The following is a 19,809-nucleotide window of genomic DNA, read 5'->3' on the forward strand; positions in this document are numbered from 1 at the left end:
CTCTGCAGACTGCACGGCATGAGCACCGACCCCCTCGCAGCGCCCGCCTCCCCTGACCCCGGGCCCGACCCCAGCACCGCCGAGACCCCCCCGGCGCCGGCGCGTCTGCTGCTTGTCGACGACGAGCCGGGCCTGCGCACGGCCGTGCAGGCCTACCTGGAGGACGAGGGCTTCGCGGTGACCACCGCCGCCGACGGCGAGGAGGGCTGGGAGAAGGCCCAGGAGCTGCTGCCCGACGTGGTGATCAGCGACGTGATGATGCCCCGCTGCGACGGCTACGGCCTGCTCAGCAAGCTGCGTGCCGATGAGCGCCTCGGCGGCACCCCGGTGATCTTCCTCACCGCCAAGGGCATGACCGCTGACCGCATCGCCGGCTTCCAGGCCGGCTGCGACGACTACATCCCCAAGCCCTTCGATCCCGACGAGCTGGTGGCCCGGGTGCGCAATGCCGTGCGCCGGCAGGAGCGGCTGCTGGCCGAGGCCGCCCGCTTCGCCGATGCCGACATCGGCCAGATGGCCAAGCAGATCACCGAGATCCGCTCGCTGCTGGCCAGCGGCGGCCAGGCGAAATCCTCCCCGGGCAGCAGCGACCTGGTGTTCACCCCCCGGGAGGCCTCGGTGCTGCAACTGGTGGCGGAGGGCCTGATGAACAAGCAGATCGCCCGGCGATTGGAAACCTCGATCCGCAACGTGGAGAAGTACGTGAGCCGCCTGTTCATCAAGACCGGCACCGCCAGCCGCACTGAGCTGGTGCGCTACGCCCTGGAACATGGCCTGGTGGAGTGAAGCCTGAAGGGCGACCCGGAGCGTGGCTGCCGGTCGCCCTCAACCAGGGGCACGCCTATCGCGACCGGGTACGGCCGGCCGACCTGGTGAATCCGTCTGGCGACCCCCTGCACCAACCCAGCCTCAGCGGCTTTTACGCCCGCCGCTACCCCCATTCCTCCCGGGCCCTGTGGCGGCAGCGGCTCGCCGCCGGGGAGATCTGCAGGAACGGCCAGTGCCTCCAGGCCGATGGGCCTCTGGCCCCGGGGGATCGGCTGGTGTGGCATCGGCCCCCCTGGCAGGAGGCCGCCGTGCCGGGGTTGCCCAGCCCCCTGTTCGATGACGGCGACCTGCTGGTGATCGACAAGCCCAGCGGTCTGCCGGTGCTGCCGGCCGGTGGCTTCCTGGAGCACACCGTGCTGCGGCTGCTGGAGCGGCAGGTGGCGGAGGGCCAGCTTGACGCTGCCGCCGGCTTGCCGCGCCCGGTTCACCGGCTGGGTCGCTTCACCTCAGGCCTGCTGGTGTGTGCCCGCCGTGAGGCCACCCGTGCCTGGCTCAGTGCCCTGCTGCGGGAGAGCACCGCGGCTCCCCCGGCCGCCGGGGCTGCCCTGGGGAGATGCCGCAAGCTCTACCGCGCCCTCACGGCTCCCCTGCCCGCGTCGCTGGCCGTGGGCTCCTGCCGGCGGATCACCACCCCGATCGGCCGGTGCCCGCACCCCCTGCTGGGCCGGATCTGGGCTGCTGGCGGCGACGGAGCCCTGGCGGCTGAGAGCGACTTCACCCTGTTGGAGCGCCGCGCTGAGGGCTGTCTTGTGGCTGTGGTGATCGCCAGCGGCCGGCCCCATCAGATCCGCATCCATGCCGCCGCCCTCGGCGCCCCCCTGCTGGGCGATCCCCTCTACCTGCCGGGTGGCGGGGTCCGGCCCACGGTGCTGCCGGGGCAGGGCGGCTACCGGCTCCACGCCCACCGGCTGTGGCTGCCCCTGCCGGGCGGGCAGGTGCTGGCGCTGGAGGCGCCGCTGCCCCCGCCCCTGCTCGGTTCCGCCGATGGGGCCAGCGCCTCTGACCCCGACCCCATGCCAGGGTGAGCCCCCGGCTGTTCCCGCCGCCAGGCCATGCCCCAGCCCCCCTCTGCCAGCCTCCAACGGGACGCCTCCATCCAGCTGGAATCCGAGCCCACCGCCGCGCTGCTGGCCTGGGCCGAGGCGGTGGAGGCCGGTGAGGGCACCCTGTTCGAGAAGGCGCGGCTGCTGGCCACGCGGCTCGGGGCCCACGTGCGCCCCGACGGGCTGGTGGAGATCGGCTTCTGGACGCCGGAACTCTCCGGCGATGTGATCCAGCCGAAGAACATCCAGCTGGAAGTGTTCACCCCCCGCCAGACGATCGATCCCTCCCTGGCCGAGCAGACGGTGCGCTTCCACCGTGACTACCTGCAGCTCGAGAAGTGGGGTGACTACCACTGGGGCGTGATCAGTGGCCTGCGGGTCGGCGATGCCACCACGATCGGTTCGCTCTACTGGCTGCGCTACCTCAGCCCTGACACCAATGCCGTGACCGCCCTGGGGGATTGCCTCGGCAACTCCTTCCCCTACGGCGTCTACGCCCCCGCCGAGATCTATGACCTGGAGGGTCTGCAGGCCCGCCGGGCCGATCGCGCCTACTACGACGCCCTCATCGCCGATGAGCCCGTCACCATTCCGGCCCCCTGCAACATCCTGCAGCTGCATGTGCGCACGGCCTCACCCAATGGCTACCTCTCCGGGCTCACGCAGCTCTACCGCAAGCTGGCCGCGAAACTGCGCTGCGGCGAGGCGCTGACCCCCGCCGAAACCAACCTGATCGGCTACGAGGCGGTGCAGCTGTTGCCCACCGAACCCACGGTGGAGGTGCGCTCCGGCCAAGGCGGTGACGACGACCACTTCAGCCTGCGGCCAGACGATGAGGACGTGCTCGATCCCGAAATCGAGGGGATCGTGGCTGAGGCGGGGGATGTGCGGGTGCGGCTGCGGCGCCCCAACCTGGAGAACTGGGGCTACGACATCGTGATCTTCGGCAGCGCCGCCACCAATCCGGCCCTGCTCGAAACCCTGCGGCCCGATGAGCTGGTGGCCTTCATCAGCGAACTGCACACCTTCCCCACCGGCCCGATCCGAGTGGTGTACGACCTGGTCTATGGCCACGCCGACAACCAGGCCATCGACCTGCTGAACGGCCGCTTTCTCAAGGGGCCGAACATGTATGGCCAGGATGTGAACCACCAGAACCCTGAGGTGCGGGCGATCCTGCTGGAGATGCAGCGCCGCAAGGTCAACACCGGCGCCGACGGTATCCGCATCGACGGCGGCCAGGATTTCAAGTACTTCGACCCGATCACCGGCCGGGTCGCCTACGACGATCCCTACCTGCTGAGCATGGGCGATCTGGTGCAGGAGATCGGCCCGGCGCGCTGGCGGCCCTTTGTGATCTATGAAGACGGCCGGCCCTGGCCGGCTGAGGGCTGGGAAGAGGTGTCCAGCTACCGCGACCTGGTGGAGCAGCGTCCCGACGCCTTTCAGTGGGGCCCCATGATCTTTGCCCACAACACCCCGGCCCTGCATGGCTTCTGGGCCCGCAAGTGGCGGCGGGTCTGCGAAAAGATGCAGCTGGGGTCCCGCTGGGTCACCGGCTGCGGCAACCACGACACCCTGCGGCGCGGCACCCAGGTGGATCCCGGCGAGCCGATCAATCCCCACCTGGGCAGCACGCTGCCGGAGGTGCTGGCCAACGCCTACGACAACGGCGCGATCGGGGCCCTCACCTATGGCTTCGGTCCGGGCCTGCCCATGGATTTCATCCACTGCCTGATGCGGGCGCCCTGGGGCTTCTTTCGCAACACCGACGACCGCTTCGGCGTCAAGGTGGTGGCGGAGGAGGCTCCGGGTTTCCTCGACTGGCAGCTCAGCGACGCGCTGTACGCCGCCGACGGGCTGTTCCAGGCGATCAAGCAGCTGGGCTTCGCTGAGCTGGCGCAGCTGCGCCAGTTTCTGGCCCTGCTGACCGGCTCCATCGCTGCCAACGACTACGACCTCGAGCAGATCGCCCTGGCCTGCCAGGTCGGGGTGCCCACCGGCGACGACGGCACCACGGCGGTGGTGGACGTGGCCTGGCTGAAGGCCTTTGCCCGCCATTTCATGGAAGACATGCATGCCGCCTGCAACATCTGGCTCCATGCCGATCGGGTGGATCCGGTTCAGGCCGGCTTCAACCTGGCCCTGCGCGAGTTCCGCCGTTCCCGGCCCTGGCTGGCCGAGAACCTGAGCAACGACGAGCGGCTGGATCTGCTCACCACGCCCTCCACGACGATCTTCTACGGGATGCGCCGGGCTCCTGAACCTGAAGCCTCCACCGTGGCCCTGGTGGCCCACATGGGCGGTGCGGCGATGGCGCTCGGCCTGCCCGAGCTCTTTCCGGAGCAGGCCGGGCCCTGGCGGTTGCTGCTGGCCTCTCCCGGGCTGGAGCCCAGTGCTGCGCAGCTGGCCGGCCGCGAGCCGATCCTGTTCCAGGACAGTCAGGCGCTGCTGCTGGAGCCCGGCTGAGCCCAGGCTTCAGCCTTGCCTCTCGAAGGCGATCAGCCGCGAAAAATAGAAGGGGGCCTGGTTGAGGTTGCGGCGCACGGGGGTGAAGCCGGCTTCAGCGGCGGCCTTCACAATGCCCTCCTCCCGCAGGGTGTAAGCCCTGGTGGTCTTGCTGGGCCCGGGGAACAGCTGGCCGATGCCCTTGAGCAGCGCCAGCAGGGGGGTGTAGGGGGCGAAGCTCACGATCAGCTGTTTCTCGGCCATGGCGGCCAGATGACGCACCATGTCCTCGGCGGCGGCCTGGGGGTAGTGGATGAACACATCCAGGCAGATCACGGTGTCGTAGCGCCCCGTGAGGCTCTCCAGGTCGGAGGCGTGGAACTGCAGCTGGCTGGTGCTGAGGCCGGCAGCGGCGGCCCGGCGGGCGGCTTCCGCCACCATGGCCTCGGAAAGATCACTGGCGGCGATGCTGCCGGCGCCGAGTCCGGCCAGGGGCAGGCTGAGGCTGCCCACGCCGCAGCCGGCGTCGCAGAAGCTGCGGCCGGAGAGATCACCCTGCTCCTGCAACCAGGCCAGCACGTTGTCCACTGTTTTCTGGTGCCCCAGGCGGATGTTCCGCTGCACCTTGTTGACGTCCTCGCTGTCGCTGTAGATCCGGTTCCAGCGCTCGAAACCCGTGGTTTCGAAGTAGCCCTTCACCTCGTCCTTCTCAACGGCCGTGGACTCAGCAGGCATCGGGGCAGAAGAAAGTGGCTCGGATCCTAAGGAGCGGCCCAGGGCCCCGCAGGTCCGCGGCTGCTCAGGCGCAGCGCCGCCAGCCCAGGGTTCCCCCCTCCTCCCAGTTCCAGCGCAGGGTCTCCGCCAGGGGTGAGCCCACCAGCATGGTGGCGGTGTCGCGGCCATCTCCGAGCACCCGCCGGGGCGTGATCGTGGCCGCGGCGATCGCCTGCTCAGCCGCGACGCCCCAGTCCACCAGCCGCCGCACCCCGTTCAGCAGCGGCAGGGTCACCCCGGCGAGGGTGCCGTCCTCCAGGCGGCAGCAGCCGTTCTGCACCAGCAGCACCCGCTCGTCCCAGCGGTGGCGGCCCTCGCCGAGGCCGTAGGGGGCCAGGGCATCGCTCACCAGCACCAGCTGCTCGGGAGCCAGGCGCTGCAGCAGCAGCACCATCGACGGCGCCACGTGCACGCCATCGGCGATCAGCCCCAGCGCCACGCCGCCATCGAGCACGGCCGCGGCGATCGGGCCCGGGTTGCGGTGCTGCAGGCCCGCCATGGCATTGAAGCTGTGGGTCAGCATGCCCACGCCGGCTCTGAACGCTTCGGCGGCCTGGTGCTCATCGGCGCTGCTGTGGCCCAGGCTCACCACCACCCCTGCCTCGCGCAGGGCCGCGATCACGGCGCCGGCGCCCTCCAGTTCGGGAGCCAGGGTCATCAGATCGATCTGGTCCTCGAAGCCGTCGATGCGCGCTGCCAGGGCCTCCAGGCTGGGGGCCACCAGGTGCTGCCGGGGGTGGGCGCCCCGGCGAGCCGGGTGGAGGAAGGGCCCCTCCAGGTGGGCGCCGAGCAGCTGGCAGCGGCCGTCGCGATGCTGCTGGCGAGCCCGATCCAGCACGGCCAGGGCCTGGCGCAGGGCGGCGCTGTCGCAGGTCACGAGGGTGGGGCAGATTGCCTCCACCCCATCGCGCCACAGCAGTTCGAGCAGCTCCAGCAGCCGGGGCAGATCGGCGGGCGTGAGTTCCGGAAAGGCGAGGCCGAGGCCGCCGTTGATCTGCAGGTCCACCCCGGCAGGGCTCAGCCAGTCGCCCTGCCAGTCGTCGCCGGCCACGCTGCTGCCGGGGTCGATCGGCTCCAGCACCTCGATCCAGTCGTGGGCGTCGAGGCCGAGCCGCCAGCGCTGCTGCCGGCCGTGGCTGCAGCGGCGGGCCTGGGGCAGGCGGACGTTGCGGATCCAGCGCATCGCAGCGGCACACGGGAGAATGCGACCATCCTGCGCCCGCCCCCTTGAGCGACCGTTCCAGCTCCGAACCCCGCGTGGCCGTGGTGATGGGCAGCGATTCCGATCTGCCCACCATGCAGCCGGCGGTGGTGGTGCTGCAGCGCTTTGGCGTGGCGGTCGAGGTGCGGGTGCTCTCCGCCCACCGCACACCGCTGGAGATGGTGGCCTTCGCGCAGCAGGCGGCTGGGCGGGGGCTCAAGGTGATCATCGCCGGCGCCGGCGGTGCGGCCCACCTGCCCGGCATGGTGGCGGCGCTCACCACCCTGCCGGTGATCGGCGTGCCGGTGCAGAGCCGGGCCCTCTCCGGGGTGGATTCGCTGCACTCGATCGTGCAGATGCCCGCCGGGATTCCGGTGGCCACGGTGGCGATCGGCAACGGCACCAACGCCGGCCTGCTGGCGGTGCAGATCCTGGCCACGGCCGATGGGCGGCTGGCGGAGGCCCTGCTGGCCTACCGCGCTGAGCTGCATGGCCAGGTGCGCGCCAAGGATGGGCGCCTCGGCCAGCTGGGCAGCGAGGCCTACCTGGCCCAGATGGACTGAGGCGTTCTTTCTCCCCCTTGCGATCACCCCGCGATGCTCGAGCGTCTGGTCCTCCCCCCCTGGCTGAAGATCGGCCTGGCCCTGCCCCTGCTCGTGCTCAACCTATGGGTGCTGCGTCAGTTGCTGCTGCCGCTGGCGCCGTTCCCAGCCCTCTTCCTCACCGCCGCTCTCATCGCCTTCCTGCTGGATATCCCCAGCCGCTGGCTGCGCCAGCGGGGCCTGCCTCGCAGTCTGGCGATGGTGCTGGTGCTGGGGCTGGCGATGGGGTTACTGGCCCTGGCCCTGCTCTGGCTGGTGCCGCGCCTGATTGATCAGCTGGCCGAACTCATCGCAGCGCTGCCGGGTTGGCTGGCCCAGGGAGAGGTGTGGCTCGATGCGCTGGAGGCTTGGGCTCAGGAGCAGGGGATCCCCACGGATTTCGGCAACCTCAGCAGTGAACTCCTGACCCGCTTCAGCAAGCTGGCCAGCCAGCTGAGCCAGCGGCTGCTGGGTCTGCTCGGGGCGACCGTCGGTCTCACCGTGAATACGGTGATCGTGCTGGTGCTGGCGGTGTTTCTGTTGCTCGGCGGGGAGTCGATCAGCGCTGGCCTGGCCCAGTGGCTGCCGGCGGGTGTCCGATCCCTGGTGGTGGATACCCTGAGCCGCACGTTCCGGGGCTATTTCGCCGGGCAGGTGGTGCTGGCGATGATCCTGAGCGGCCTTCAGATCGTTGTGTTCACCCTGTTGGCCATTCCCTATGGGGTGCTCTTCGCCGTGGCGATCGGCTTCACTACCCTTGTGCCCTATGCCAGCGCCCTCACGATCGTGCTGGTGAGCGGCCTGGTGGCGCTCAACGACCCCCGCACCGGTCTGGAGGTGCTGGCGGTGACCATTGCCGTGGGCCAGGTGGTGGATCAGGTGATCCAGCCCCGTCTGATGGGCAGCATCGTGGGGCTGCAGCCCGCCTGGTTGCTGATCTGCCTGCCGTTAGGGGCCCGGCTGGGCAGCCTGATGGGCCTGGGGGAGCTGTTGGGTCTGCTCCTGGCCGTGCCGGTGGCGAGTTGCGCGAAGACGTTTCTGGATGTGAGCCTCGCGTCACGCCGGACCATTCCTGCGGAGCCGCTCAGCCCCTGAGGCCCCAGGCGATCTCTGAATCAGCTGGCGGCGGGGATGATGCCGTTGGCATCGAGGAAGCTCAGCACCTGGGCCACGCAGCCCTCCAGCTCGGCACGGCCTGTGTCCACCCGCAGCTCCGGGGATTCGGGGGCTTCGTAGGGGCTGGAGATGCCGGTGAACTCCTTGATCACCCCGGCGCGGGCCTTGGCGTAGAGGCCCTTGGTGTCGCGCTCCTCGCAGACGCTGAGGTCTGCGGCGCAGTGAATTTCGATGAAATCACCGGCGGGCACCAGGGCGCGCACCCGCTCACGGTCGGCCTGGAACGGTGACACGAAGGCGGTGAGCACCACCACGCCGGCATCGAGGAAGAGCTTGGCCACCTCGCCGATCCGGCGGATGTTCTCCACCCGATCGGCGTCCGAGAAGCCGAGGTCGGTGCAGAGGCCATGGCGGATGTTGTCGCCATCGAGCACGTAGCAGGCCAGCCCCTGCTCAAACAGGGCTGAGTTCACCGCGTTGGCGAGGGTGCTCTTGCCGGAGCCGCTCAGCCCCGTGAACCAGAGGATGGCACTGCGGTGGCCGCGCTGGTGGGCCCTGGACTCCCTGGTCACCGTGGAGTGGTGCCACACGATGTTGGTCGACTTGCCCTGGTCAGTGAGGGCGCCGTAGGCGGGGTTGGGAGCGGGAGCAGCGGCCATCAGGAACGGGAGGAGCAGGGGGTGTGGGGGGCATTGTTTCAGCTCTGCGCCCGGCCCTGGGGCGCAAGGTGCCGAGTTCGGGTCTGGGGCACTGACCCTGAAGCCCTGGTCCGAGGCAAAGCGATGGCGCCATCCAGGCCAGCAGCCAAGCTGGGGAGGCTGTCGCCCCCCACCACCATGGCCGCAGACCTGCTGCTGGCACTGCTGCTGCCCACCGCCCTGCTGCTGGTGGCCACCGTTCTGCTGTTGCAGCACGGCAGTCGGCTGCCGCACTGGCTGGAGCGGTTGCGCCGGCACCGCAGCCTGCTGTGGAACAGCGGCATCGGGCTGATCATCGGGCTCTCTGCCCTGCGCTGGCTGCTCGCGCGCTGACCCGATGGCTTCTCCCTGATCAGGTTTGGCATGGATGTCATGCCGCTCGCCGTTGTGATGAGTGGTGGAGCAACGGATCTGGCAGGTTTTGTGCTCACCAGCTTTGAAACCTTCACTGCGGGTGCGCTCGCATCTCGCACGCGCCATGACGTTTGGTTCTGCAGACTTGAAGCGAGCTTCCGGCAGGCCTAATTTCATATCAAAGACTAAACACGTGAGCCATGACTCCTAACCCCATCACCTGGTTTGAGCTCAATGTTGCCGACATGGAGCGCGCCAAGGCCTTCTACACGGCTGTGTTCCAGGTGGGCTTTGAAGACTTCTCCACGCCGGGGATGGCCTACTGGTGCTTCCCGATGCAGGACGACCAGGTGGGAGCAGGCGGAGCGTTGATGCAGATGGAGGGTTGCGAGCCCGGCAAGGGCGGCACCATGGTGTACTTCACCTGTCAGGACTGCGCTGTTGAGGAGGGCCGCGTTGTGCCAGCTGGAGGCACGGTGTTGCGTCCCAAGATGGCGATCGGAGCGTTCGGTTTCATCTCGGTGGTGATCGACACCGAAGGCAATCCGATCGGGCTGCATTCCCTGGCCTGAAGGTCTGCTGCAGGGGCTCAGGTCGCCAGGCTGATCACCACATTGCCCCGCTTGTGGCCGCTGTCCACATAACGGTGCGCCTCCGGGAGCTGCTCGAAGGGATAGCAGCGGCCGACCACGGGCCGAAACGCCCCTGCCTCGGCCAGCTCCGCCAGCTGCTCCAGGTCGCCGGGCTTCACGCTGGCTGGCCCGGCGATCACATGCTTGTCCGTGGTGAGGGTCTGCCAGCCACTGAGCAGCAGGGCGGGAAGGCTTGCCACCAGCAGCAGTAGCCGCCCTCCAGGCCGCAGCGAGGCCTGGCAGCGGGAGAAGGAAGCCGTGCCCACGGCATCGAGGATCACGTCATAGGTCTGGCCGTTGCGGGCGAAGTCGTCGCAGTTGTAATCGATCACCTGGTGGGCCCCGAGAGAGCGCACCAGCTCCAGATTGGCGCTGCTGCACACGCCGGTGACCTCGGCCCCCAGGTGGCAGGCGAGCTGGACGGCGGCGCTGCCGACGCTCCCGGAAGCGCCATGGATCAACAGCCGCTCGCCGGGTTTCAGGCGAGCCCGGCGCAGAAAATCCAGAGCCGTCGTGCCGCCGAAGGAGAGGGCGGCGGCCTCCTCAAAGCTCAGACCGCTGGGCTTGCGCGCCACGCCGCCGTCCTCCGGCAGGCAGCGGTAGGCCGCGTGGCATCCGAGGGCGAGATCACTGAAGGCGAACACCGCATCACCCACCTGGAAGCGCGTCACGTCCTCACCGATCGCCTCCACCACCCCCGCCAGCTCCGATCCCAGGATCGGTTGCCGGGGCCGCCTCAGCCCTGCCACCAGGCGGATGATCAAGCCGAAACCGGCCGGCACCTCCAGGCTGCGCAGGCGCCAGTCCCCGGAGCTGACCGTGGTGGCATGGCTCTTGATCAGCACCTCGTTGGCCTGGGGAACGGGCTGATCGATCTCCTCCAAGCGGAGGACATCGGCAGAGCCGTAGTGGTGATAGAGGAAGGCTTTCATGGCTTGGCTCAAGGGTTGGGGCGGCTGGGCATCTGGCTCGGCACGATCAGCACGCCGCTGCTCGCCTCGCCATAGACGCGGCAGGGCCCACCCCTGGCGGCCTGATCGGCGGCGAGGGCGCAGAGGGCGGCATCGATCCAGTCGATGCTGGAGAGCTGATCGCAATCCAATCCGCACAACTCCAGAAGGGCCCGCCGCTGCAAGCGCTTTCGCGACGCTGCCGCCCGCTCCAGGCCGAGGGACCGGTGCAGCTCGCAGGTGATCGCATGGGGAAAGGTTTCGAAGCAGCAGCGCTGGCCTGGGCTGGGCAGGCCGCTGGCCAGGGGATGGCTGGGCTCCAGGGCCCGGTAGAGGGCCTCGCCCCTCAGCATCCAGCCGTAGTAGTTGCTGGGGTGCTCCAGGGCCCGTTCGCGGCTGGGGCTGGCGAAGCACTGGATCCCCTCGGCCATCAGCTCCCGCTCAGCGGGACGGGCGCGGCCATCGGTGCTCCAACGGCAGGGAGCATCCACGCCGATCAGCCTGGCGCCGAGGCTGCGGCACCACTGGGCCAGCTCGGCGGCGTCGGAGGTGGTGTGGCGGCCTTGCAGGCCACCGCCCCGCAGGGCCACGGCGTGGAAGCCCTTGCGCTCGCCGCCCACGTCGACACCCACCACGCAGAGGCTGCGGGCTTCTGCTGAGGTCTGCTGTGGAACAGGGGCCGCCATGGCCCAAGACTGCCAGCGCCAGGGGGGGTCGCTGCTGCAGGCCCGTGTGTGCGGCGACACCGTGGAGTCGCCATCCAGGCAGCAGCCAGGGCGGAGGGCCCCGACCAGCCTGAGTGGGCATGAGGCCTGCCCATGTTCAACCTGGTTTCCACGCCACGTCCCGTGGTGCTCACCCCGCCGATCAACCTTCCCCCCTGGCCTGCCAGTGGGCCCTTCTGCAGCCTGGACGCCAGGGGCTTTGCGCTCGAGTCGTTCACGATCCCCATCACTGCCGGCGAGCCGTCTCCCAGCTGGCTGGAGTTGCTGGGCCAGCGCTGAGGCCCCGGCACTGGCGGGCCACGAACGGGCTGGTCATGGCGCGCAACAGGGCGCTGTAGCTGGGGCGAAAGCCGATCTCCTCCCCCACGCTCAAGGGGCGATCGGCCTCCAGCACGAGGTGGTCGCTGCTGGCCCCCAGGATCGCCATGCCGGCGGGAGGCTCCAGCCCGGCCGGATCGGCATCCTGGTGGCCGAGGGCCACGAGGGCGCGCTGCTGCGGGCCACGGTCCGGGGGAAGGGGAGCGGGCTGGGCACAGCCCTCGGGGCTGAAGCTGGTGAGGCCGCGGCGGCCCCAGGCCCGGCTGGGCTTGGTCTTCACTTCGATCAGCTCGCCCACCAGGCGGAAGGCGTCGGTGTGGAGGCCGCAGATGGGGCGCCGCCCCAGGGGTTCGCGGCCCAGCAGCAGGGCCTCCCCCAGACGCAGATGGTTGATCCGGCCGGGATCACCGCCCCCGGCCAGCCAGGCAAGGTTGGCGGAGTTGCCCCCCGAGATCAGCTCCAGATGGATGTGGAAGCGGGCCTCCAGGGCCTCGGCCAGGGCCGAGAGCTCGGCCATGTTGGTGGCATCGGCAGCCACCCCGTGCTGGCAGCCCAGGTTGGCGCCGATCCCCACCAGTCTCAGCCAGGGCAGCCCCAGGGTGAGCGCCGCGATCCCCGCCAGGTCCTGGGGCAGGATCCCCTCGCGCAGATCGCCCAGCTCCACCATCAGCAGCACGCCGTGGCGTCGCCCCTGGCGCTCGGCCGCCGCCGCCAGGGCCTCCAGCACCACCGCTTCGCTGTTGCAGCTCACGCTGACGCCGGCCACCACCCGCTCCACCTGGCTGAGCATCGGTGTGCGCACCAGCAGCATCGGGGCCTTTACGCCGCCGCTCACCAGGCTCTCAATGGTGTCCAGGCGCGCATCGCCGATCGAGCCCACCCCCGCCGCCAGCCAGGTGGCCACGATCTCCGGCAGGCCGAGCACGGCCTTGCCCACGGCCGTGATCGCGATCCCGCGGCGGGCCAGGCGGCTCACCAGGCTGGTGGCGTTGTGGTGGAGCTGGCCGAGATCGATCTCGAGCCGCGGGGCGCTCACGCCAGCGCCGCCGGCGGTGCTCCCAGTTCCGGGAAGGCTCGCATCACCATCTGCACCAGCCGCTCGGGCGGGCAGGCCAGGGCATCGCTGACGGGAATGTGCAGCTCGGCCTCATACAGGGCGATGGCAGCCGGGAGTTCGGCCACGTCCATGCCCTCATGGTTGAGGGTCATGCCGATCACGCGGGTGGGGGCGAAGGCCTCGATCAGGGCGATCTCGCTCTGAGGCGTGGGCATGGCCTCCTGCGGAAAATCACAGCGCTGACGCCGCATCGGCGCGTGCTGCAGGATCACGGCCTGGGGCTGGCTGCCCCGCAGGATGAACGTGGAGGAGAGGTAGGCGGGATGGCTGAGGGCGCCCTGGCCCTCGATCACGATCACCTGGGGGCGTTCGGTATCAAACGCCTGCACCACCGCGGCCTCCACCTCGCCGGAGCAGAACTGGGAGGGAATGGCATCGAGCGGCAGCCCGTAGCGTCCGCCCTGGATCATGCCGGTCTGGCCCGTGGACACCAGCACGGCGTGGATGCCGTGGTCGTTGAGGGCCTGCACCAGCACGGTGGCGGTGGTGCGCTTGCCGATGGCGCCGTCGGTGCCGAGCACGGCGATACGCCGGCAGTGGGCCCTGGCGATGGTGCCGCTGAACAGGCGCAGATCCTTGAGGGCCGGCGGGCGCCGCACGTCCTCGATGCTCACCTGGTGGCGGGCGGCGGTGGCCGCGAACTCGGCGTCATCGCCCAGGAACTCGCGCATGCCACTCACCAGGCTGAGGCCGGCGCGCATGGCGTCCAGCAGCACAACCCGGTCGGTCGGGCTGAACAGGCCATTGGCGGGGGCCATGCCGTAGATGAGGCTCTGCGGGGCTGCCCCGCCCAGGGCAAAGGCAGCCGCCAGGTCTGCCACCACGGGCACGCCATTGGCCACCCCATCGAGCTGCTCGCCGGCATCGCGGCCCGCGAGCAGGCTGTCGATCACCGCCACGATCCGGTAGCGCTCGCTGTGCCGCATCAGGCCGTGGGCCGTCTTGCCATCGGCCACGCCGAACTGCCCCTCGCAGTAGATCACCGCAGGGATGGCGGCGGCAGGGGAGGCTGAAGCGAAGACCCTGGGGGCCGATGGGGCGTCCTGCACCATCGGTCCACGCAGGGCCCTGAAAGGGGAAACCACGGGAGTTGATTCGGTTCTGAAGACTCAGGGGAGACGACCGAATGGTCTGCCGATGGCCAGAACCGGGCAGGGATACCAGTGGCCCCGCCAAGCGGGAATGTATCTCTTGATACTAACTGTTCCGGGCGACCGCGGTGGCCTGGCCCCTGCCTGCCGGTCAGGCGCGCAGCATCGGCAGAACGAAGGCGCGCATCACCTCCATCAGTTCCCAGAGCACAAAGGCCCACACAAACCACATGGCATCGCCGATGCCGCGCAGCACCTTGGTGGTATCCACCTCAATGGTCCTGGGGGAGTGATAGAGCTTGAAGCTGGGAATCCAGCGGGGCACCTGATTCAGGTAGGCGCTGTAGTTCTTGCCGAACGCCGAGAGCAGAAAGCGCTCTTCACTGCGGATCACGAAGTGGTAGTAGGCGATGAAGCCAAGCCCCAGCACAGCCGCCAACAGAGGGTTTTCCACGGCCAGTCCGAAGCCCACGGCCCCCAGCAGGCTGAACACGTAGAGCGGGTTGCGGACGACGGAGTAGGGACCTTCCCGCACCACCTGTTCATTCTTGCGGCCGGCCACGAACAGCAGACACCAGAGCCTGCCGAAGGCGGCCGTGGCCAACAGAATCAAGCCCACCGCCTCCCCCAGTTCGAGCGCCCAGCCGGGCAGCAGCGGCGGGGGGGACGCCACCAGCAGATACAGCACCACCAGGGCAGCCACCACCCTGCTCCAGACCATGCGATGGACGGTGGAAAAGGCCTGGTTCGCCATCAGCAGCCGGGAGCAACAAAGCCCTAAACCGTAAGTCTGGCCCATCCAGTCGTGAGGCTGGGCGGTAGTTGTTCTGACTGTCTACCGATCTCCCTGTGTCTCTCTCCCCCCGCCCCGCCCTGTTGCTCACCCTCGCCCTGGCTCTGGCTGGAACCGGCTGCGCCACCGCCTCCCAGAAGGAGGCCGCCGCTCCCGAGGCTGCCCCCGTGGTGGCCATGGCCGACAAGCCCGCCAAGCAGCTCCACAGCGGATCGTTCCGCGAGGCGGAAAAGCCAGTGGAGGGCGGTTTCACCATCCGCCGGGAGGGCGAGCGCACCCTGTTGATGCTCAGCGAGGACTTCAGCACCAGCCGCACGGCGCCCGACCTCAAGGTCACCTTCGGCCGTGACGCCGATCCGCTGGCGGACAGCAAGCCGCCGGCCTACCCGCTCCAGGAGGGCACCTACACGGTGATCGCCCCACTGCGCGCCGCCTCCGGAGCCCAGACCTATGAACTGCCTGCTGGCTTTGATCTGGCCGATTACGGCTCTCTGATCATCTGGTGCGAACAGTTCAACGCCACCATGGCCTGGTCGCCGCTGGCCCAGTGAGGCCCTTCAGGACCTGAGGCTCGCCGCTGGCTTCAGGGGGCATTTCCGGGTGCGATCAAAGGCCGACCAGTCGATGCGGTGTCGGTCGTCCCCATCCTTCACCTGCTCCACCTCCACCATGTCCAGGAAGCAGAGGCCGAAGCCGATCCGGCTCATCGGCCAGCTGCAGCGGCTGTGAATCGGCCTTTCGATGGTTTCATCGACACCGCTGAAGGACACCACCAGTTCGGCATTGAGCCGTTCCAGTGCCTCCACACTCAGCCCGTGCAGGGGACTGCTGGCATCGATGCGGTGCTGCGCTGTCCACACCAGCAGGAAGGCGATGCCCTGGTCGCGCTCCAGCGGCAGCGGCAGCAATCGCCGCATGTGATGACCTTCATGGCTGATCTCATCCAGCGACAGGTAGGCCCGCACCCGCGCCTCGAGAATGTTGTTGCCACGCTCGTTGGCCAGCCGAAAGCTGAGGGTGGGGAGGCCGTTGTAGCGGTGCACCACGGCCAGCTTCGAAAAGCGGATGCGGGCGCTGCTGCGCGAGAAGCGGGCAAACACCAGGCCGGTGCTGAGGGCGATGAACAGCAGGCCGCTGAAGGATTCCGCCACCACCAGCAGGTTCACGTAAAGGCTCACGGGATGGAGGGCGCCGTAGCCGATCGAGCCCAGGGTCTGCACACTGAAGAAGAAGGCCTCCGCAAAGCTGGCGCGGCCTGCGGCCGTCCCGGCCAGGCCAGCCGGGTCGGCGAGGTAGAGGCTGGCGAACAGCAGGTTGATCGCCAGGTACACCAGGGCCAGCAGGCCCAGAAACAGGGGCCAGGAGAGCGAGAGCGCCAGCAGATAGGGCTCGCGCCAGTGGCGCCACCAGCGCTGGCTCTCCTGGGCTGTGAGCAGGCCGTGCTTCCGCCGCAGGTGCTGGACCCTGGCCATCGGTGGCGCCGCTCCAGGACTTCGAATGGACCACATCGTTAGCATCCCGCCCTTTGGGCCGCCAGTGGCCGCAGCCATGGGCACCCAGTGGCAGAACTTTCTCCAGAACCTTGGCGAGTGGCACGGCAGCTTCGCCGACCTCGACGCCCACGGGGCGTTGCTGCGCTCCACCGCCTCGATCCTGAGCCTCGAGAGCCATGAAGGCGGGACCTGCGTGCAGTTCCGCCTGCGCCGCTTCGCAGGCGGCGACACCAGCGGGCCTCCCAGCTCCGACCACCAGCAGGAGTACCGCTCCCTGGGCAAGCAGGTGACCTTCTTCGACAACGGCAGCTTTTCCAAGGGCTCACTCCAGATCGCTCCTGCGACCCGCTCCGGCGCCGAGTTCGGCTTCGTGGGCCCGGATCGCCGCTGGCGGCTGGTGCAGCTGCATGGCGAGACAGGGGTCTTCGAGTCGCTGGTGCTGATCCGCGAGACCCGGGCCGGCAGCAACGCCGGCGAGCTCCCACCGCTCAGCCCGGAGCATCTGATCGGCACCTGGCAGGGCCAGGCCGCCACGGTGGAGGCCGACTGGCCGGTGCCCAGCACGGTGCCCTGCACCAGCCGCATTGAGCGCCTGCCTGGGGATGGCCTGCGCTTCAGCACGGATCTCGGCGGCGAGTTGAGCAGCCTCGATGGCACCCTTCAGGGCAGCGTGGTGGCCATCGAGGCGCCGCTGCCCCAGCGCCTCCATCTCCTGCCCGATGGCGGCTGCAGTCGGGTGCCGCTGCAGGTGAGCCATCGTCAGGCTTTTGAGGTCGAGGCGGGCTGGCTGTCCTCTCCCACGCAGCGTCAGCGCCTGATCCGCCGCTACGACGCCCGCGGGGCCTGGCTGTCCTCCACCCACCTGGTCGAAACCAAGCTGGCCTAGCGCCGCCGCCCCCCGGAGCTCCCGGAGCTAGCCCCCAGCCTGCTTGGGCCGGTAGCCGGCCGCCGCCAGGGCCGCCAGGGCCGTGGCCACCTGGTCGCCCTGCAATTCGATCACGCCGCCTTTGGCGCTGCCGCCGGTGCCCGCGGCGGCCTTGAGCTGCTTCAGCAGGGCCTTGAGTTCGGCCTCCGGTGCCTCCAGCCCGCTGATGGCGGTCACCAGCTTGCCGCCCTTGCCGGCCTTGGTGCGCTGCACCCGCACCCGCTGCTGAGCCCTGGGGGTGGGGGCTGCGGTCGGGCGCTCCTGGCTGGCCGGCCGCTCGAGGCTCTCAAACTCCTGCCAGCTGCCTTTGCTGCCCATCGCCTCCTCCGGCTGGATCGCTGCAGTGCGGCACTGGGGCCGATGATGCCATCCTCCCGCAGCCGGCGCTGGTTCGGTCTGCCTTCCTGCCTACGCTGGGGCCACCGATCCGTTCCGGTGGCCCCAGCGTGACCAGCACCGTCCCCCCAGCCCCGGCGCCCTCCCTGGTGCCTGCCGTGCGCCCTGACCCGGCGGGCCGCTTCGGCCGCTTCGGCGGCCAGTACGTGCCGGAAACCCTGATGCCGGCCCTGGCGGAGCTGGAGGCTGCCGCCGCCGAGGCCTGGGCCGATCCCGCCTTCACCGGCCGTCTCAACCACCTGCTGCGCACCTACGTGGGCCGGCCGACCCCGCTGTATGAGGCCGAGCGGCTCACGGCCCATTACGCCCGCCCCGAGGGCGGTCCGCGCCTGTGGCTGAAGCGCGAGGACCTCAACCACACCGGCGCCCACAAGATCAACAACGCCCTCGGCCAGGCCCTGCTGGCCCTGCGCATGGGCAAGCAGCGGGTGATCGCCGAGACCGGCGCCGGTCAGCACGGCGTGGCCACCGCCACCGTGTGCGCCCGCTTCGGCCTCGAGTGCGTCGTGTACATGGGCGCCGAGGACATGCGCCGCCAGGCCCTCAACGTGTTCCGCATGCGCCTGCTGGGCGCCACGGTGCAGCCGGTGACCGCCGGCAGCGCCACCCTCAAGGACGCCACCAGCGAGGCCATCCGTGACTGGGTGACCAACGTGGAGAGCACCCACTACATCCTCGGCTCGGTGGCGGGCCCCCATCCCTATCCGATGCTGGTGCGCGACTTCCACGCCTGCATCGGCAAGGAGGCCAAGGCCCAGTGCCAGGAGGCTTTCGGGCGGTTGCCGGATGTGCTGGTGGCCTGTGTGGGCGGCGGCTCCAATGCCATGGGCCTGTTCCATCCCTTCGTGCAGGACACCGCCGTGCGCCTGATCGGCGTGGAGGCCGCCGGCGAGGGGGTGGCCAGCGGCCGCCATGCCGCCACCATCACCGAGGGCCGCATCGGCGTGCTGCACGGCGCCATGAGCCTGCTGCTCCAGGACGCCGAGGGCCAGGTGCAGGAGGCCCATTCGATCAGTGCCGGCCTCGACTACCCCGGCGTCGGCCCCGAGCACAGCTACCTGCGCGAGATCGGCCGGGCCGACTACCTGGCCGTCACCGACGACGATGCCCTCTCGGCCCTGCGGCTGGTGAGCGAGCTGGAGGGGATCATTCCGGCCCTGGAAACCGCCCATGCCTTCGCGGCCCTCGACGCCCTCTGCCCCACCCTGGCGCCCGGCACCGAAGTGGTGCTCAATCTCTCCGGCCGCGGCGATAAGGATGTGAACACCGTGGCCGACCGGCTGGGGGATCAGCTGCGGGGCTGAGACCGGTGGCCGGCTGCCGGGTCGGGAGGCCGGCTACAGCGGATGTTCTTCCCAGGCGAAGCGCGGTAGCCGCTGCAGGCCCTCCTGCATGCAGCCGGCCCACACCTCCATGGAGCGGCTGATCTCGGGGGCTCCCTTCTTGAGCTTGATGCGCCGCGAGATGCGCAGCTCATTGGCGGGCATCAGCGCCAGCTCGAAGGGCGGGCCCACCGAGAGGTTCGAGCGGCGCGTGATCACCTGGGAGATCAGGCAGAGCCGGGCGGCGTCCTCGAGCGAGAGGCCGCAGTGGCCCACGAAGTCGAGGGGCGGCTTGCCGTATTTGCTCTCGCCGATCTGCAGGAACGGCGTTTCCCGTGTGGCCATCACCGCATTGCCCTGGGGGTAGATCAGATAGAGGCCGTGGCGGTCCCCCTCGATCTGGCCGCCCAGGATGAAGGTGGCCTCGGCGCTGGCGCCCGACTGGTGCAGCGATGCCTTGTGGCGGTCCTGCACCGCCACGCTGGTGCGCCCCACGTAGTCGGCTGCCTCAAAGAGATAGCGGGCCGTCAGCAGATTCGGGCCCGCAGCGTCGGGCTCGGGAGGGCTGTCCTGAGCCTCCTGGCTGGGGGCCTCGCAACGCGGCACCGTGGCGTCAGGGGGCTGGCCGGCCTCTTGCACCTTCGCCGTGGGTCGCGCCTGGCCGGCGGCATCCAGTCCGGCGAACACCCTGGTCTGCAGGGGCGGATCGCCCGCTTCGCCGCTGAGCCCAGGCCCACTGCCCACCGGCTTCCCCGTCTGGGTGGCGCCGATCGGTCCCACCCCCTGTTCCCTCAGCTCCCTCTGAATCTGGTTCAGCACCGCCTGGGTGGTGGCCAGGTTGCCGGCGGCCAGCAGCACGAACAGCCGGTCCGGCGACGGCTGGAACACGTGCATCTTGCTGTAGGTCGAGATGTAATCGACCCCGGCATTGGTGCGGCAGTCCGAGGCGAACACCAGCCCCGAATCCAGCAGAAAGGCGACGCAATAGGTCATGCCTGCACCCC

22 protein-coding genes are annotated in these 19,809 nt (G+C 69.6%); 11 read left to right on the forward strand and 11 right to left on the reverse strand.

Features of this window, described 5'->3' with window-relative positions:
- The first annotated feature begins 18 nt into the window (after positions 1-18).
- The 3 genes from CyaNS01_RS01615 to gghA are packed head-to-tail and all read left to right on the forward strand — an operon-like array spanning position 19 to position 4,340.
- On the forward strand, positions 19-786 hold the full coding sequence (locus CyaNS01_RS01615; protein WP_225875741.1) for a response regulator transcription factor: 768 nt from the start codon (positions 19-21) through the stop codon (positions 784-786).
- Entirely contained in the window at positions 783-1,853 is a 1,071-nt protein-coding gene (locus CyaNS01_RS01620) for a pseudouridine synthase (protein ID WP_186698326.1), read from the forward strand. Before CyaNS01_RS01615 ends, CyaNS01_RS01620 begins: the two co-directional genes overlap by 4 nt.
- Before the next feature lie 27 nt (positions 1,854-1,880).
- Positions 1,881-4,340 (forward strand): glucosylglycerol hydrolase, encoded by a 2,460-nt coding sequence (gene gghA, locus CyaNS01_RS01625; RefSeq protein WP_186698328.1) that lies wholly within the window; start codon positions 1,881-1,883, stop codon positions 4,338-4,340.
- A 9-nt stretch (positions 4,341-4,349) separates the two neighbouring features.
- Here the strand turns inward: gghA and bchM are convergent, their stop codons facing one another.
- Entirely contained in the window at positions 4,350-5,054 is a 705-nt protein-coding gene (bchM, locus tag CyaNS01_RS01630) for a magnesium protoporphyrin IX methyltransferase (protein ID WP_186698330.1), read from the reverse strand.
- 64 nt (positions 5,055-5,118) lie between these two features.
- Positions 5,119-6,276 (reverse strand): N-acetylglucosamine-6-phosphate deacetylase, encoded by a 1,158-nt coding sequence (locus CyaNS01_RS01635; RefSeq protein ID WP_186698332.1) that lies wholly within the window; start codon positions 6,274-6,276, stop codon positions 5,119-5,121.
- A gap of 44 nt (positions 6,277-6,320) precedes the next feature.
- Here CyaNS01_RS01635 and purE point away from each other — a divergent pair, with 44 nt between their 5' ends.
- A complete protein-coding gene (purE, locus tag CyaNS01_RS01640) occupies positions 6,321-6,857 on the forward strand; it encodes a 5-(carboxyamino)imidazole ribonucleotide mutase (protein WP_255460121.1) in 537 nt (178 codons plus the stop codon).
- A gap of 33 nt (positions 6,858-6,890) precedes the next feature.
- Positions 6,891-7,970, forward strand: a complete 1,080-nt coding sequence (locus CyaNS01_RS01645) for an AI-2E family transporter (RefSeq protein WP_186698334.1) — start codon at positions 6,891-6,893, stop codon at positions 7,968-7,970.
- A 20-nt stretch (positions 7,971-7,990) separates the two neighbouring features.
- Here the strand turns inward: CyaNS01_RS01645 and cysC are convergent, their stop codons facing one another.
- Positions 7,991-8,650, reverse strand: a complete 660-nt coding sequence (gene cysC / locus CyaNS01_RS01650) for an adenylyl-sulfate kinase (RefSeq protein WP_186698335.1) — start codon at positions 8,648-8,650, stop codon at positions 7,991-7,993.
- A gap of 123 nt (positions 8,651-8,773) precedes the next feature.
- On the opposite strand from cysC, the gene CyaNS01_RS01655 reads away from it, so the two are divergent.
- Genes CyaNS01_RS01655 through CyaNS01_RS01665 form a run of 3 tightly spaced genes read left to right on the forward strand, consistent with a single transcriptional unit; the run spans position 8,774 to position 9,615 of the window.
- Positions 8,774-9,022, forward strand: coding sequence for a hypothetical protein (locus tag CyaNS01_RS01655; protein WP_225875742.1), 249 nt, complete (start codon positions 8,774-8,776; stop codon positions 9,020-9,022).
- Between the two features lie 30 nt (positions 9,023-9,052).
- The gene (locus CyaNS01_RS01660; protein WP_186698337.1) at positions 9,053-9,214 is read left to right on the forward strand and encodes a hypothetical protein; all 162 of its coding nucleotides are present in this window, start codon (positions 9,053-9,055) and stop codon (positions 9,212-9,214) included.
- A gap of 29 nt (positions 9,215-9,243) precedes the next feature.
- Positions 9,244-9,615: a VOC family protein gene (locus tag CyaNS01_RS01665; RefSeq protein ID WP_186698339.1), complete on the forward strand. Its 372-nt coding sequence runs from the start codon at positions 9,244-9,246 to the stop codon at positions 9,613-9,615.
- Between the two features lie 17 nt (positions 9,616-9,632).
- Here the strand turns inward: CyaNS01_RS01665 and CyaNS01_RS01670 are convergent, their stop codons facing one another.
- From CyaNS01_RS01670 to CyaNS01_RS01690, 5 genes are all read right to left on the reverse strand, one after another.
- Positions 9,633-10,607 (reverse strand): NAD(P)-dependent alcohol dehydrogenase, encoded by a 975-nt coding sequence (locus tag CyaNS01_RS01670; protein ID WP_186698341.1) that lies wholly within the window; start codon positions 10,605-10,607, stop codon positions 9,633-9,635.
- Between the two features lie 8 nt (positions 10,608-10,615).
- Entirely contained in the window at positions 10,616-11,311 is a 696-nt protein-coding gene (locus CyaNS01_RS01675; RefSeq protein WP_186698343.1) for a DUF429 domain-containing protein, read from the reverse strand.
- Between the two features lie 265 nt (positions 11,312-11,576).
- Positions 11,577-12,704: an alanine/ornithine racemase family PLP-dependent enzyme gene (locus CyaNS01_RS01680; RefSeq protein ID WP_186698345.1), complete on the reverse strand. Its 1,128-nt coding sequence runs from the start codon at positions 12,702-12,704 to the stop codon at positions 11,577-11,579.
- Entirely contained in the window at positions 12,701-13,837 is a 1,137-nt protein-coding gene (locus tag CyaNS01_RS01685) for a DUF1611 domain-containing protein (protein WP_186698347.1), read from the reverse strand. The genes CyaNS01_RS01680 and CyaNS01_RS01685 overlap by 4 nt, the downstream gene beginning before the upstream one ends.
- 190 nt (positions 13,838-14,027) lie before the next feature.
- Entirely contained in the window at positions 14,028-14,630 is a 603-nt protein-coding gene (locus CyaNS01_RS01690; protein WP_186698350.1) for an isoprenylcysteine carboxylmethyltransferase family protein, read from the reverse strand.
- 95 nt (positions 14,631-14,725) lie between these two features.
- Here CyaNS01_RS01690 and CyaNS01_RS01695 point away from each other — a divergent pair, with 95 nt between their 5' ends.
- Entirely contained in the window at positions 14,726-15,220 is a 495-nt protein-coding gene (locus CyaNS01_RS01695; RefSeq protein WP_186698352.1) for a DM13 domain-containing protein, read from the forward strand.
- Positions 15,221-15,226: 6 nt separating this feature from the next.
- Here the strand turns inward: CyaNS01_RS01695 and CyaNS01_RS01700 are convergent, their stop codons facing one another.
- Positions 15,227-16,141, reverse strand: a complete 915-nt coding sequence (locus CyaNS01_RS01700) for an ion channel (RefSeq protein ID WP_186698354.1) — start codon at positions 16,139-16,141, stop codon at positions 15,227-15,229.
- A gap of 76 nt (positions 16,142-16,217) precedes the next feature.
- Here CyaNS01_RS01700 and CyaNS01_RS01705 point away from each other — a divergent pair, with 76 nt between their 5' ends.
- Positions 16,218-17,048: a DUF3598 family protein gene (locus tag CyaNS01_RS01705; RefSeq protein WP_186698356.1), complete on the forward strand. Its 831-nt coding sequence runs from the start codon at positions 16,218-16,220 to the stop codon at positions 17,046-17,048.
- 27 nt (positions 17,049-17,075) lie between these two features.
- On the opposite strand, the gene CyaNS01_RS01710 is transcribed toward CyaNS01_RS01705, so the two are convergent.
- The gene (locus CyaNS01_RS01710) at positions 17,076-17,405 is read right to left on the reverse strand and encodes a translation initiation factor (protein ID WP_186698358.1); all 330 of its coding nucleotides are present in this window, start codon (positions 17,403-17,405) and stop codon (positions 17,076-17,078) included.
- A gap of 128 nt (positions 17,406-17,533) precedes the next feature.
- Between CyaNS01_RS01710 and trpB the strand changes: the two genes are divergently transcribed.
- Positions 17,534-18,787, forward strand: a complete 1,254-nt coding sequence (trpB, locus tag CyaNS01_RS01715) for a tryptophan synthase subunit beta (RefSeq protein WP_186698360.1) — start codon at positions 17,534-17,536, stop codon at positions 18,785-18,787.
- Between the two features lie 33 nt (positions 18,788-18,820).
- On the opposite strand, the gene CyaNS01_RS14420 is transcribed toward trpB, so the two are convergent.
- The gene (locus tag CyaNS01_RS14420; protein ID WP_225875743.1) at positions 18,821-19,798 is read right to left on the reverse strand and encodes a 20S proteasome subunit A/B; all 978 of its coding nucleotides are present in this window, start codon (positions 19,796-19,798) and stop codon (positions 18,821-18,823) included.
- Between the last annotated feature and the right edge of the window lie 11 nt (positions 19,799-19,809).

This window comes from Cyanobium sp. NS01, assembly GCF_014280235.1.
GTDB lineage: Bacteria > Cyanobacteriota > Cyanobacteriia > PCC-6307 > Cyanobiaceae > NIES-981.